Origin of the sequence: Streptomyces sp. CA-181903 (assembly GCF_050937075.1) — a bacterium.
Taxonomy (GTDB): domain Bacteria; phylum Actinomycetota; class Actinomycetes; order Streptomycetales; family Streptomycetaceae; genus Streptomyces.
Genome location: NZ_JBNJLY010000001.1, coordinates 5,229,824 through 5,243,724 on the forward strand (window position 1 = coordinate 5,229,824; position 13,901 = coordinate 5,243,724).

A 13,901-nucleotide genomic window follows, 5' to 3' on the forward strand; every position below is an offset into this window, starting at 1 on the left:
CCCCACTCCACACCGATACGCAGTACGGGAGAAGCAGGTGCACCAAGAGAACGCGGCGCGATGGATCGAAGTCGGAGTGGCCCTGCGGGTGTTCGGGCCGGACGTGTTCCGGCTGCTGCGCCGGATGCTCGCCGCCGGCGTCCGGATCGGCATCTCCGGTCTGGCCGGCGGCCCCCGCCACTCGGGCCCGGCGAAGACCTCCTGCAAGCACGGAGGCCGCTGTGGCTGAGGGGACGGCCGACGGGGACGGGGACGGTCCGATGGGACGCTGGCCGGACGCCGACCGGCTGTCGTTCTGGGCCTTCCACCTCGCTCGCAGACGCGACTACATGCGCTTCGCCTACGCGCAGTTGGGATCCGACGCCGACGCGGAGGAGGCGGTGGACCTCGCCTTCGAGGCCGTCATGCACAGCTGGCCCCGCATGCTGCGGATGGCCCACCTGGAGCAGTACGCCTGGACGATCCTCAAGCACCGCATCTGCGACCAGTGGCGCCGCCGCAGGCGCCGCCCCGAGCCCATGGACACCGCCGCCTTCGAGGCCGCCCTCCGCGACCAGGCCGAGGATCCCTACGAACTCCTCGCGGATTGCATACAGTTGAACACCGCCATCGGCAGTCTGAGTGAGCGCCAGCGGGACGCGGTTGTGCTCCGGTACCGCATCGGCTACACCACCTCCGAGGCGGCGGAACTGCTGGGCATCGAGGAGGCCACGGTGCGCTCGCACGTCAGCCAGGCATGCCGGCGCCTGGCCCGGCTGCTGCGGACGGGTGTCACCGGAACACCGCGCGGCGAAGGGGCCCCGGGCACCCCCGGCGTCCCGGAGGCCACGGCCGACACCGCACCGCGGGAGGAGACCCCATGACCGACGACCTCGCGCCCGCGGCCCGGGACAGAGTCGAGCGACTGCTGTCCCTGGTCCGCACCCGGGACCGCTACGCCGACTACGACGTGGCGGCGGCCGAGGCGCGCCTGCGGGCCCGGCTGTCCGCCCGCGCCCGCCGCACCGCGCCGGCCGTCTTCGTCACCTGGTCCCCGGCCTGGACGGAGTCCGCCCCCGGCGCTCCCGGCGCTCGACACATCCCCGGCACTCCCGGCGCTCAAGGCACCGCAGGCACCTCCGGCACCCCAGGTACCCCCGGCACCCCAGGCGCCCCCGACGCCGACCGCGCCTGGTGGGACCTGACGGACATGAGCCTGGCCGTGCTGCGCGCCCCGGATGCCCCCCGCGACCTCGACCGCTTCATCCGCGACCGGTGCGCGGGCCGCACCGGCGCCCGGGTCTTCGCCTGCCTGCTGCACCTGGCCGACCACGGCGACGGCGCCCGCTTCTGGTGGCAGTTCGCGGCCGGCGCGGGCGACGGCACGGCCGAGTACTGCCTGTTCCTTGACCACTCCTGCCGCGGCGAGTACCACGACGCGGCCTTCTGGTGCGGGGAACTGGTCCGGCACGGCTTCGTCCCGGACCGGGTCTGGGGCGACCGGACGGCCGCCTCCATGGCCGCGCGCCGCCTCCCCGGACCGGCCGCCGTCCACTTCAGCGAGCACCACGACCCGGACCTCGGCGCGATCCCGCTCCCCGAGCCCCCCTCGTCCAGGACCTGCGCGCCCTCGCCGCGACGGCTCCCTGAAACGGAGCCCCGCGAAACGGAGCCCCTGAGACGGAGCCCCGCGGAACAGGGCCCAGCCAAACAGAGCCCCGCGAATCAGACCCCTCACACCGGCCGGAACCACACCGTAGCCAGCGGCGGCAGCGTCGGCTCGATGCTCGCCGGGCGCCCGTGCCGACCCACCGGGAGGGCCTTGACGGGGTCCGGGTTGCCGACGCCCCCGCCGCCGTACCGCGCCGCGTCCGTGTTGAGGCACTCCTCCCAGACCGCCGTCCCGGCCGGCACCCCCAGCCGGTACCCGGCCCGGACGACGGGCGAGAAGTTGCTCACCGCCAGCAGCGGCGATCCGTCGGCGGCGAAGCGGAGGAAGGCGAGGACGTTGTCCTCCGCCGCGTCGCCGACGATCCACGAGAAGCCGTCGGGCACCGTGTCGTACTCCCACAGCGCGGGCGTGGCCCGGTAGCGGGCGTTGAGGTCGCGGACGAGGTCCCGTACGCCCCGGTGGTCGGCCCCGGCCGCGTACGTGGAGTCGAGCAGCCACCAGTCCGGCCCGTGCGTCTCCGACCACTCGGCCCCCTGGGCGAACTCCTGTCCCATGAAGAGCAGTTGCTTGCCCGGATGGGACCACATGAAGCCCAGGAACGCCCGGTGGTTGGCCCGCCGCTGCCACCAGTCGCCGGGCATCTTCGACACCAGGGACCGCTTGCCGTGGACCACCTCGTCGTGCGAGATCGGCAGTACGTAGTTCTCGCTGTACGCGTAGACCATGGCGAAGGTCATCTCGCCGTGGTGGTACTTGCGGTGCACCGGCTCCTTGGTCATGTAGTCGAGCGAGTCGTGCATCCAGCCCATGTTCCACTTCAGCCCGAAGCCCAGCCCGCCGAAGCCGCCCGGCCCCACGTGGTGGGTGGCCCGGGTGACCCCGTCCCAGGCGGTGGACTCCTCGGCCACCGTGACGACCCCCGGGCAGCGCCGGTAGACGGTGGCGTTCATCTCCTGGAGGAACGCCACCGCGTCCAGGTTCTCCCGCCCGCCGTGCTCGTTGGGCGTCCACTGGCCGGGCTCGCGCGAGTAGTCCAGGTAGAGCATCGAGGCGACGGCGTCCACCCGCAGCCCGTCGACGTGGTACTCCTCGCACCAGTAGACGGCGTTCGCCACCAGGAAGTTGCGCACCTCCGTGCGCCCGTAGTCGAACTCCAGCGTCCCCCAGTCCGGATGGGCCGCCCGCAGCGGGTCCGCCGGCTCGTACAGCGGGCGCCCGTCGAACTCCGCGAGCGCCCACGCGTCGCGCGGGAAGTGCGCCGGCACCCAGTCGACGAGCACCCCGATGCCCGCCTGGTGCAGGGTGTCCACCAGGTACTTGAACTCGTCCGGGGTGCCCAGCCGGGCGGTCGGCGCGTAGAAGCCGGTCACCTGGTAACCCCACGAGCCGCCGTACGGGTGCTCCGCCACCGGCAGGAACTCCACGTGTGTGAAGCCCAGGTCCGTGACGTACGCGCACAGTTGGTCGGCCAGCTCCCGGTAGCCCAGGCCCGGCCGCCAGGAGGGCAGGTGGACCTCGTAGACGGAGAACGGCGCCGTGTGCGCCGGCCGGTCGCCGCGCCGGGCCATCCAGGCGTCGTCGCCCCACTCGTGGTGCGAGACGTGCACGACGGACGCGGTGGCGGGCGGCGCCTCCGTGCGCCGGGCCATCGGGTCGGCCCGCAGGGTGTGCGTCCCGTCGGGCCGGGTGATGTCGAACTTGTACAACTCGCCCTCGCCGACGCCCGGGACGAACAGCTCCCACACGCCCGTCGCCCCCAGCGAGCGCATCGGATGGGCCGTGGCGTCCCACAGGTTGAAACCGCCCGCCACCCGTACCCCGAGGGCGTTCGGCGCCCACACCGTGAACCGGGTGCCCGCCACCCCCTGGTGCGTCATCGGCCACGCCCCGAGCGCCTGCCACAGCTGTTCGTGGCGCCCCTCGCCGATCAGGTAGAGGTCCAGCTCGCCGAGGGCGGGCAGGAAGCGGTACGGGTCGTCGATCTCGATCTCGTCGTCCTCGTACGTGACCTGGAGCCGGTAGTCGGGGATCTCCCGCAGGGGGAGCACCCCGCCGAAGAAGCCGTCGCCCTCCGGCAGCAGTTCCGCCCGCAGCCCCTTGGCCACCACCGTCACCGCGCGGGCGTACGGGCGGAGCACCCGGAACGCCACGCCGCCCGGGGCGTGATGGGCGCCCAGCAGGGCGTGCGGGTCGTGGTGGGCGCCGCTGAGCAGCCGTGCGCGCTCGGCCTCGTCCGGGCGTGGTGCGGGCCGCACCCCCCGCCCGCCGGCCGGCGCGGGCGGGGAGCCGGGGCGTCGGCGGCCGGGCAGGAAGGTGGCGGGGACGAACCCGTCGGGGGCTCGTAGGACGACGGTCGAGCGGTCACGGGGTCTTCCTCCCGGAGTTCGGACGTGGTGGGCGGGTGCGGTCAGGGCCGCCGGACGCCGTCCGCCCGCTCGGCGAGCCGGCGGATCGCGGACAGCGGCACGGGGAGCCAGTCCGGCCGGTGCCGGGCCTCGTACAGCACTTCGTAGACGGCCTTGTCGGTCTCCTGCGCGACCAGCAGCGGGCCGTCCTCGCGCGGGTCGCGGTGGGCGGCGGCGTACCCGTCGCAGTACGCCTCGCGGGCCCGCGGCGCCCAGTCGGTGCCGGCCGCCCGGCCGACCGCCGCCGCGTAGTCGAAGGAGCGGAGCATGCCCGCGACGTCCTGCTCGACCGGCTGCGGGCGGCGCCGATCGGCCAGCGGCCGGGCCGGCTCGCCCTCGAAGTCGATCAGCGACCAGTTCCCGTCCGGCGTCCGCAGGGCCTGCCCGAGGTGCAGGTCGCCGTGGATGCGTTGGGCGCGGCGCGGCCGGCCGGGGCCCGGCGGGCGGGTCAGTTCGTCGTAGGCGGCGCGCAGCGCGTCCCGGTACGGGCGGAGCGCGGGGACGGCCTCGGCGGTGACGTCCAGCCGGTGGCGCATGGCGGCGGCGATCCGCTCCAGCCTCGGCGGGTCCAGGTCGACGGTCGGGAGGGCGGCGGCGAGGGCGCGGTGCACCTCGGCCGTGGCCTGCCCGAGGGCGCGCGCGGCGGCGGTGAAACCGTCCCCCGCGGCCAGTGCGTCGAGGGCGAGCCGCCAGCCGTCGGCGGAACCGGGCAGGAAGGGCTGGAGGACGCCGAGGGTCACCGGCTCGGCGGCCCCCGGCGGTTCGGCCTCCAACCAGGCCGCGGGGGCGGGCACCCGGGCGCAGCCGGTACGGGCGAGGGCCCGGGGGAGTTCGAGGTCCGGGTTGACGCCGGGGCCCACGCGGCGGAAGAGCTTGAGGATGTACCGGTCGCCGTACACCACCGAGGAGTTGGACTGCTCGACCCCGAGCAGCCGGGGGACCAGGCCCGAGGGCAGCGACGCCCCCGGCTCGCGGGCGAACCGCAGCGGGCCGAGCCGCCCGGGCACCCGCAGCCGCTCCAGCAGCAGCCCGGCCGGCCGGGGGTCGGCCAGCGCCTCGTACACGGCGAGCCCGCGCAGCGGCCCGTCGTCCGGCCGGCCGACGAGCGCGGGCGCGAGGTGCGGCGGCAGTACGCGGCGGACGCCGAGCAGGAGCTGGTAGCAGTCGTCGGAGCCGGTTCCGGACTGCCGGGCGCGGACGAGGAGGTGCAGCAGGCCGGGAGCGCCCCCGGCCGGGCCGACGGGCAGCAGGTCGACGGCGGTGACCGGGGCGAGCCCGGTGACCGGGCTGCCCTTGCCGGCGAACCAGCGCTGCCGGGGCAGCCAGTCGACGAGCGACGGCGCCAGCGAGGACAGCAGCGCCTCGGCGCGGTCCGGCCCGCCCGCGGACGTGAGCGGTACGGGCGGCGGCGCGGCGGCGACGCCGGACGGTGCGGGCCCGGGGCTCGCCGCCCCCGGGGCGGTCCCCCGGCGGGGCGGTACAGCGTCCGACATGGCGTCGCGTCCTTTCCCCGGGGCACACGACGATGGGGCACAGTGTCCCGGATTGCGGCTTTGGCCAGTGTGCGGTGCGTCGGGGCGCTCCCGCCGAAGGCGGCGGGAGTGTCCGGCCAGGATCGTCCGTACGGTCAGTGCGTGCCGCGGTGGTGCCCGGTGCGGCGGCCGTCGGCGGACCGCTGTCTTCAGCGGGCCCTTCGGATCCGGGCCGGCCTGTGCGTAGTAGTGAGGGTGCCCGGGGCGGGGGCGGGAAAACCGGCTGCGGCCCGCGACCGGTCGTCTCGCCCCGCGCGACGGTCACCCCGGCTGGTGGCCCCCGGCGGGAGCGTTGCGGCGCAGCCGGAACCAGTAGAAGCCGTGTCCCGCCAGGGTCAGCAGGTACGGCAGCTCCCCGATGGCCGGGAAGCGGACGCCGCCGATCAGTTCCACCGGGTGCCGTCCGTTGAAGGTCCGCAGGTCGAGCTCGGTCGGCTGTGCGAAGCGGGAGAAGTTGTTCACGCACAGGACCAGGTCGTCCTGGTATTCCCGCAGGAAGGCCAGCACCGCCGGGTTGCTCGACTGGAGCTCGGTGTACGACCCGAGCCCGAACGCCGCGTTCTGCTTCCGGATCTCGATCATCCGGCGGGTCCAGTGCAGCAGCGACGACGGACTGCTCATCGCCGCCTCGACGTTGGTGACCTGGTACCCGTAGACCGGGTCCATGATCGTGGGGAGGAACAGCCGGCCCGGGTCGCAGGAGGAGAAGCCCGCGTTGCGGTCCGGCGTCCACTGCATCGGGGTCCGCACCCCGTCGCGGTCGCCGAGCCAGATGTTGTCGCCCATGCCGATCTCGTCCCCGTAGTAGAGGATCGGCGAGCCGGGCAGCGACAGCAGCAGCGCGGTGAACAGCTCGATCTGGTTGCGGTCGTTGTCCAGCAGCGGGGCCAGCCGGCGCCGGATGCCGATGTTGGCGCGCATCCGGGGGTCCTTGGCGTACTCCGCGTACATGTAGTCGCGTTCCTCGTCCGTCACCATCTCGAGGGTCAGCTCGTCGTGGTTGCGGAGGAAGATGCCCCACTGGCAGCGCGAGGGGATGGCCGGGGTCTTGGCCAGGACTTCGGAGACCGGGTAGCGGGACTCGCGGCGCACGGCCATGAAGATCCGTGGCATCACCGGGAAGTGGAACGCCATGTGGCACTCGTCGCCGCCCTTGGCGTAGTCGCCGAAGTAGTCGACGACGTCCTCCGGCCACTGGTTGGCCTCGGCCAGCAGCACGGTGTCCGGGTAGTGGGCGTCGATCTCGGCGCGGACCCGCTTGAGGAACGCGTGCGACTGCGGCAGGTTCTCACAGTTGGTGCCCTCCTGCGCGAACAGGTACGGCACCGCGTCCAGCCGGAACCCGTCGATGCCCAGGTCCAGCCAGAACCGCAGGGCCGCCAGGATCTCCTCCTGGACCGCCGGGTTGGCGTAGTTGAGGTCCGGCTGGTGGGAGAAGAACCGGTGCCAGTAGTACTGCTTGCGGACCGGGTCGAAGGTCCAGTTGGACGTCTCGGTGTCGATGAAGATGATCCGCGCGTCCTGGTACTGCTTGTCGTCGTCGGCCCACATGTAGTAGTCGCCGTACGGCCCGTCCGGATCGGTGCGGGACTGCTGGAACCAGTCGTGCTGATCGCTCGTATGGTTCATGACAAAGTCGATGATGACGCGCATGCCGCGCTGGTGCGCGGCGTCCACGAACTCGACGAAGTCCGCCAGGTCACCGAACTCCGGCAGGACGGAGGTGTAGTCCGAGACGTCGTAGCCGCCGTCCCGCAGCGGGGACTGGAAGAACGGCGGCAGCCAGAGGCAGTCGACGCCCAGCCACTGCAGGTAGTCCAGCTTGGCCGTCAGTCCCTTGAGGTCCCCGATGCCGTCGCCGTCGCTGTCCTGGAAGGAGCGCACGAGGACCTCGTAGAACACCGCGCGCTTGAACCAGTCGGGATCCCGGTCCTTCGCGGGGGTGTCCTCGAACGTGTCCGCTACGGGCTCGTTGACGATCATGGTGTGGGTGACCCTCCGATCGGTGAGGACGGTCGCAGCGAGAACACGTGCGCGGGCGCGATCGCGCGGCCCGGCTCAAGGCGCACATAGTTGTCCCTGCCCCAGTGGTAGGTCTCGCCGGTGAGCTCGTCGCGCACCGGGAAGGTCTCGTGCCAGTCGAGGCCGAGCTCCGGCATGTCCAACGAGACCGTGGCCTCCTGGGTGTGGTGGGGGTCGAGGTTGACGACCGTCACCACGCAGTCTCCGCCCGGGCCGTCGCAGCGCTTGGAGTAGGCGATGACGGCGTCGTTGTCGACGTGGTGGAAGCGGAGGTTGCGCAGGCGCCGCAGAGCCGGGTGCCGCCTTCGCAGCCGGTTGAGCACGGTGATCAGGGGAGCCAGGCTGCGCCCCGCGCGCTCGGCCGACTCCCAGTCCCGCGGCCGCAGTTGGTATTTCTCGGAGTCCAGGTACTCCTCGCTGCCGGGCTTGGCGGGGACGTGCTCGCACAGCTCGTAGCCGGCGTAGACGCCCCAGGACGGGGAGAGGGTGGCGGCGAGCACGGCCCGGATCTCGAACGCCGCGCGGCCGCCCTCCTGGAGGTAGGCGTGCAGGATGTCAGGGGTGTTGACGAAGAGGTTGGGGCGCATCACGGCGGCCGAGTCGCGGGAGAGCTCGGTGAGGTAATCGGTGAGCTCCTGCTTGGAGTTGCGCCAGGTGAAGTAGGTGTACGACTGCTGGAAGCCGACCGCCGCGAGGGTGCGCATCATCGCGGGCCGGGTGAACGCCTCCGCCAGGAAGATCACGTCGGGGTCGGTGCGGCCGATGTCCGCGATCACCTTCTCCCAGAAGGCGACCGGCTTGGTGTGCGGGTTGTCCACCCGGAAGATCCGCACCCCGCGGGCCATCCAGAACCGCAGCAGCCGCAGCGTCTCCCGCACCAGCCCGTCGAAGTCCGCGTCGAACGCCAGCGGGTAGATGTCCTGGTACTTCTTCGGCGGGTTCTCGGCGTACGCGATCGAGCCGTCCGCCCGGTGGTGGAACCACTCCGGGTGCTTGTCCACCCAGGGGTGGTCTGGGGAGCACTGGAGGGCGAAGTCCAGCGCCACCTCCATCCGCAGCTCGCGCGCCGTGGCCACGAAGTGGTCGAAGTCCTCGAAGGTGCCGAGTTCCGGGTGGATCGCGTCGTGCCCGCCGTCGGCCGAGCCGATCGCCCAGGGACTGCCGACGTCGTACGGGCCTGCGCTCAGCGCGTTGTTGGGGCCCTTGCGGAAGGAGGTGCCGATGGGATGGACGGGCGGCAGGTAGACGACGTCGAAGCCCATCCGGGCCACGGCCGGAAGCCGCTTGGCCGCCGTCCGGAACGTGCCGCTCACCGGTGGCCCGGCCGCCGTCACCACGGCCCCCTCCGAGCGCGGGAACAGCTCGTACCACGAGCCGAACAGCGCCCGCTCCCGTTCCACCAGCAGGGGCAGCGGCCGGGTGGAGGTGACCAGTTCGCGCAGCGGGTGCGCGGCCAGGGCGGCCGAGACGGCCGGGGCGAGCGCGGCGGCGAGCCGGTCGGCCACCGGACGGTCCGTGTCGCGCAGCGCGTCGACCGCGCCCAGCACCGCTTCCCGGCCCTCGCTCTTGGGCACGCCGCCGGCCGCCCGCTCGTACAGCCGGGCGCCCTCCTCCAGCACCAGTTCGGTGTCGATGCCCGCCGGGACCTTGATCCGGGCCGCGTGCCGCCACGTGGTCACCGGGTCGCTCCACGCCTCGACCGCGTACGTCCAGCGGCCCTCCGCGTCCGGCGTGACCTCCGCGCCCCACCGGTCCGTGCCCGGGGCGAGCTCCCGCATCGGCGTCCACGGCCCCGACCGGCCGGCCGCGTCCCGCAATACCACGTTGGCGCCCACCGCGTCATGGCCTTCGCGGAAAACCGTAGCGGTGACCTCGAAGGACTCGCCGACCACTGCCTTCGCGGGTCTGCGGCCGCAGTCCACGAGCGGGGCGAGGTCCAGGACGGGAATGCGACCGATCATGGAATCACCTGGGATCCGAGGGGAAACCGGAGAAGTGCCCGGTTGCCGGCGGGTGCTGACGGGAGGTCTGGCGCGTTCCGTTCTTTCTATCCGCTGCCCCGACGGCCGGGAGGACGCGGGCAGGGCTGCACCTGTCCGCATTCACCCGGCCGGGCGCCGGAAAACCTGCGAAAACCTGACGAGCGGGAAGTGCGGAAAAACCGAGGGGGTCGTCCTGGGGGTGAGCGGACGGGGGCGCGGGGACCCCGCACCGATGGAGCTTTCCCACCGGACCCTGGCGGACATGCCCGCACCGCCCGGCCTACCGGTGCGTAGTTCCCCTGGTACCGCCCGGGTAGGGCGGCGGGGCCTCCGTCACTCGTAGGGAGTCTCCCCGCTGGGCCGACCGTGTGCAATGTGACGACCGGGCGCCGCCGACGGCCGGATGGGGGAACGCCGCGCCCGCCCGGCCTTCGAAGGTCGTAGCGACTTCCGGCCTTCGAACGGCCGGATGTAGGCGTGGCGTATTTCCGCCTCGTACCGGAGCATCAGCGCGCGGTCGGCCCCTGGCGGTCGCGTTCCACGCGCGGGGCGACGGCGCTTTCGGGGGCCCGTGCACCGACGGGCTCCAGAGTCGTCCCCAGCAGCCGCAGCCCCGCCTCCGACGGGCTCCCCGGCTCCGCGCTGAACGTCAGCAGCGACTGCCCCGGACCGTCCGCCACCGGCACCCGCAGCAGCTCGAACGCCAGCGTCAGCGGGCCCACCAGCGGGTGGTGGAACTCCTTGGTGCCCGTGACACAGGCCCGCACCGGATGCCGGGCCCACAGGGACGCGAACTCGGAGCTCTTCATGGTCAGTTCCCCGATCAGCTCGGCCAGCGCCGGATCGTCCGGGTGCTCGCCCGCGGCCAGCCGCAGCGCCGACACCGCCCGCCGGGACTCCAGGTCCCAGCGCGGGTAGAGGTCCCGTACGTGCGGGTCGAGGAAGAGCATCCGCTGGGAGTTGGGGCGGGCGGCGGGGCGGTGCGGCCCGTCGGCGGCCAGGTGGCCGGCGGTCAGGGCGTGGCCCAGGGGGTTCCAGTCCAGCACGTCGTAGCGGTGGTTCAGGACGACGGCCGGGATCCCGTCCAGGGCCGCCACCAGCCGCCGCACCCCGGGCCGCACCCGCGCGGGCCGGGACGCGGCGGCGCGGGGCGCGGGACGGCCCGGACGCGCCAGGTTCCGCAGGTGCGCGTGCTCGTCCGGGCTCAGCCGCAGGGCCCGCGCCAGCGCGTCCAGCACCCCGTCCGAGGCGTTCACCGACTGCCCCTGCTCCAGCCGGGTGTAGTACGCCGTGCTGACCCCCGCCAGCAGCGCCAGCTCCTCGCGGCGCAGCCCGGGGACCCGGCGCTGTCCCCCGTAGGTGGTCAGTCCGACGTCCTCGGGCCGCAGCGCGGCGCGGCGGGTCCGCAGGAATTCGCCCAGGGCGGCAGGGGTGTCCATGGAGGCAAGTCAACCGCGTCCGCGCGGGCGCTGCCTGCCCCTGCCAGGGTCAGGCAGTGCCGGTGGGGTCGGCTCCCGGGAACCGGCGTCCGGCCGGGACCACGCCGACGCGCCTCCGAGGGAAGCGGTTCGAGCAGAAGGAGGCACTTGGCGTCTTGAGCCGCGACCGCGGCCCCCGCGCCGCTACCGTCGTCCCCGTGAAGGCCATTCGTCGATTCAGCGTGCGCCCCGTCCTTCCGGAGCCCCTACGACCGCTCAGCGAGCTGGCGCGCAATCTGCGCTGGTCCTGGCATCCCGAGACCCGTGAGCTGTTCCAGACCCTCGATCCCGAGGGCTGGCGGGCGGCCGGCGGCGATCCGCTGCGGCTGCTCGGCGCCGTGCCGGCCGCCCGGCTGACCGCCCTCGCCGACGACCGCCGCTTCCGCAGGCGGCTCGCCGCGGCCGCCGACGACCTGCACGACTACCTCACCGGCGCCCGGTGGTACCAGGAGCAGCCGCCCGGACTGCCCGCCGCCGTCGCCTACTTCTCACCCGAGTTCGGCATCACCGCCGCCCTCCCGCAGTACAGCGGCGGCCTCGGCATCCTCGCCGGCGACCACCTGAAGTCCGCCAGTGACCTGGGCGTCCCGCTGATCGGCGTGGGGCTGCTCTACCGGCACGGCTACTTCCGGCAGTCCCTCTCCCGCGAGGGCTGGCAGCAGGAGCACTACCCGCTGCTGGACCCCAACGAGCTCCCGCTCTCCCTCCTCCGCGAGGCCGACGGCACACCCGCCACGGTCTCCCTGGCGCTCCCCGGCGGCCGGTCGCTGCGCGCCCACGTCTGGAAGGCCGAGGTCGGCCGGGTGCCGCTGCTGCTCCTCGACTCCGACGTCGAGGAGAACGCGCCGGGCGAACGCGACGTGACCGACCGCCTCTACGGCGGCGGCAGCGAGCACCGGCTGCTCCAGGAGATGCTGCTGGGGATCGGCGGCGTCCGCGCGGTCCGCGCCTACTGCCGGCTCACCGGCCACCCCGCCCCCGAGGTGTTCCACACCAACGAGGGGCACGCCGGCTTCCTCGGCCTCGAACGCATCCGCGAACTCAGCGCGGGCGGCCTGGACTTCGACGCGGCCCTGGAGAGCGTCCGGTCCGGGGCCGTCTTCACCACCCACACCCCGGTCCCCGCCGGCATCGACCGTTTCGACCGCGAGCTCGTCGCCCGGCACTTCGCCGACGGCGCCGAGCTGCCCGGCATCGACGTCGACAGAGTGCTGCGGCTCGGCGCCGAGGACTACCCCGGCGGCGACCCGGCCCTGTTCAACATGGCCGTGATGGGGCTGCGGCTGGCCCAGCGCGCCAACGGCGTCTCCGTGCTGCACGGACAGGTCAGCCGCCGGATGTTCGCGGGCCTGTGGCCCGGGTTCGACGACACCGAGGTGCCGATCACCTCGATCACCAACGGCGTCCACGCCCCCACCTGGGTCGCCCCCGAGGTCTTCCGGCTCGGCGCCCGCCGGATCGGCATCGCCCGCGCGGAGGACGCGCTCACCCTCGGCGGCAGCGAGCGCTGGGACTCGGTGGCCGACATCTCCGACGCCGACGTCTGGGAGCTCCGCCGCACCCTGCGCGAGCAGCTGGTGGAGGAGGTCCGCGAACGGCTGCGCGCCTCCTGGCGGGAGCGCGGCGCGGGCACGGCCGAGCTCGGCTGGATCGACGGCGTCCTCGACCCGGACGTCCTGACCATCGGCTTCGCCCGCCGCGTCCCGTCGTACAAGCGGCTCACCCTGATGCTCCGGGACCGCGAGCGGCTCACCCGGCTGCTGCTCGACCCGGAGCGGCCGATCCAGATCGTCGTCGCGGGCAAGGCCCACCCGGCCGACGACGGCGGCAAGCGGCTGGTCCAGGAGCTCGTCCGGTTCGCCGACGACCCGCGCGTCCGGCACCGCGTCGTCTTCCTGCCGGACTACGGCATGGCCATGGCCCAGAAGCTGTACCCCGGCTGCGACGTCTGGCTCAACAACCCCCTCCGACCGCTGGAGGCGTGCGGCACCTCGGGCATGAAGGCGGCCCTCAACGGCTGCCTCAACCTCAGCGTCCTGGACGGCTGGTGGGACGAGTGGTACGAGCCCGACTTCGGCTGGGCCATCCCCACCGCCGACGGCTCGGCCACCGACGAGGAGCGCCGCGACGACCTGGAGGCCGCCGCCCTCTACGGCCTGCTGGAGGAGCGCGTCGCCCCGCGCTTCTACGACCGCGGGCCCGACGGGCTGCCCGGCCGCTGGATCGAGATGGTCCGCTCCACGCTGGGCTCGCTCGGGCCCAAGGTCCTCGCCGGGCGGATGGTCCGCGAGTACGTGGAGCGGCTCTACGGCCCGGCCGCCGACGCGCAGCGCGCCCTCACCCCCGACGCGGCGCGGGAACTGGCCGCCTGGAAGGCCCGGGTGCGGGCCGCCTGGCCGCAGGTGGCCGTGGACCACGTTGAGGCCGCCGCCGACGGGCCCCTCGACGGTACCGCCGAACTGGGCTCCACCGTCACCCTCCGGGTCACCGTCACCCTCGGCGACCTCGACCCGTCGGACGTCGAAGTGCAGGCCCTGGCCGGCCGGGTGGACGCGGCCGACCGGCTCACCGGCGCGGCGGCCGTGCCGCTGAAGCCGGCCGGCACCTCGGCCCTCGACGGCCGCCGCCTCTACGAGGGCCCGCTCACCTTCGACCGCACGGGCCCCTTCGGCTACACGGTCCGCATCCTCCCCAGCCACCGACTCCTCGCCGACGGCGCCGAGATGGGCCTCGTCGCCGTCCCGGCGGAGGCTTCGGGGGAGGCGGCGGGGGTGCTGATGCGGTAGCGGCCGTCCGGCTCGAACGGTCCCGGCCGGTCCCGGTCGCTCGCC

General features: G+C 73.7%; 8 protein-coding genes. 3 read left to right on the forward strand and 5 right to left on the reverse strand.

The window, feature by feature from the left end; genetic code table 11:
* Positions 1 to 37 precede the first annotated feature (37 nt).
* Positions 38 to 229, forward strand: coding sequence for a hypothetical protein (locus tag ACQEVS_RS23455; RefSeq protein WP_433023390.1), 192 nt, complete (start codon positions 38 to 40; stop codon positions 227 to 229).
* Positions 222 to 863, forward strand: a complete 642-nt coding sequence (locus ACQEVS_RS23460; RefSeq protein WP_433023392.1) for an RNA polymerase sigma factor — start codon at positions 222 to 224, stop codon at positions 861 to 863. Before ACQEVS_RS23455 ends, ACQEVS_RS23460 begins: the two co-directional genes overlap by 8 nt.
* Positions 864 to 1,713: 850 nt before the next feature.
* Here ACQEVS_RS23460 and glgB read toward each other — a convergent pair.
* From glgB to ACQEVS_RS23485, 5 genes are all read right to left on the reverse strand, one after another.
* On the reverse strand, positions 1,714 to 3,906 hold the full coding sequence (gene glgB, locus ACQEVS_RS23465; protein WP_433023394.1) for a 1,4-alpha-glucan branching enzyme: 2,193 nt from the start codon (positions 3,904 to 3,906) through the stop codon (positions 1,714 to 1,716).
* 152 nt (positions 3,907 to 4,058) lie between these two features.
* The gene (locus ACQEVS_RS23470) at positions 4,059 to 5,549 is read right to left on the reverse strand and encodes a maltokinase N-terminal cap-like domain-containing protein (protein WP_433023396.1); all 1,491 of its coding nucleotides are present in this window, start codon (positions 5,547 to 5,549) and stop codon (positions 4,059 to 4,061) included.
* Between the two features lie 300 nt (positions 5,550 to 5,849).
* Positions 5,850 to 7,571 carry a maltose alpha-D-glucosyltransferase gene (gene treS, locus ACQEVS_RS23475; RefSeq protein ID WP_433023398.1) on the reverse strand — a complete coding sequence of 574 codons (1,722 nt, stop codon included), beginning with the start codon at positions 7,569 to 7,571 and terminating at the stop codon, positions 5,850 to 5,852.
* The gene (locus ACQEVS_RS23480) at positions 7,568 to 9,571 is read right to left on the reverse strand and encodes a maltotransferase domain-containing protein (protein WP_433023400.1); all 2,004 of its coding nucleotides are present in this window, start codon (positions 9,569 to 9,571) and stop codon (positions 7,568 to 7,570) included. The genes treS and ACQEVS_RS23480 overlap by 4 nt, the downstream gene beginning before the upstream one ends.
* Before the next feature lie 527 nt (positions 9,572 to 10,098).
* Complete coding sequence (locus ACQEVS_RS23485) at positions 10,099 to 11,031, reverse strand: helix-turn-helix domain-containing protein (protein ID WP_433023402.1); 933 nt, start codon at positions 11,029 to 11,031, stop codon at positions 10,099 to 10,101.
* 197 nt (positions 11,032 to 11,228) lie between these two features.
* Here ACQEVS_RS23485 and glgP point away from each other — a divergent pair, with 197 nt between their 5' ends.
* Positions 11,229 to 13,856 carry an alpha-glucan family phosphorylase gene (gene glgP, locus ACQEVS_RS23490; RefSeq protein WP_433023404.1) on the forward strand — a complete coding sequence of 876 codons (2,628 nt, stop codon included), beginning with the start codon at positions 11,229 to 11,231 and terminating at the stop codon, positions 13,854 to 13,856.
* Positions 13,857 to 13,901 lie beyond the last annotated feature (45 nt).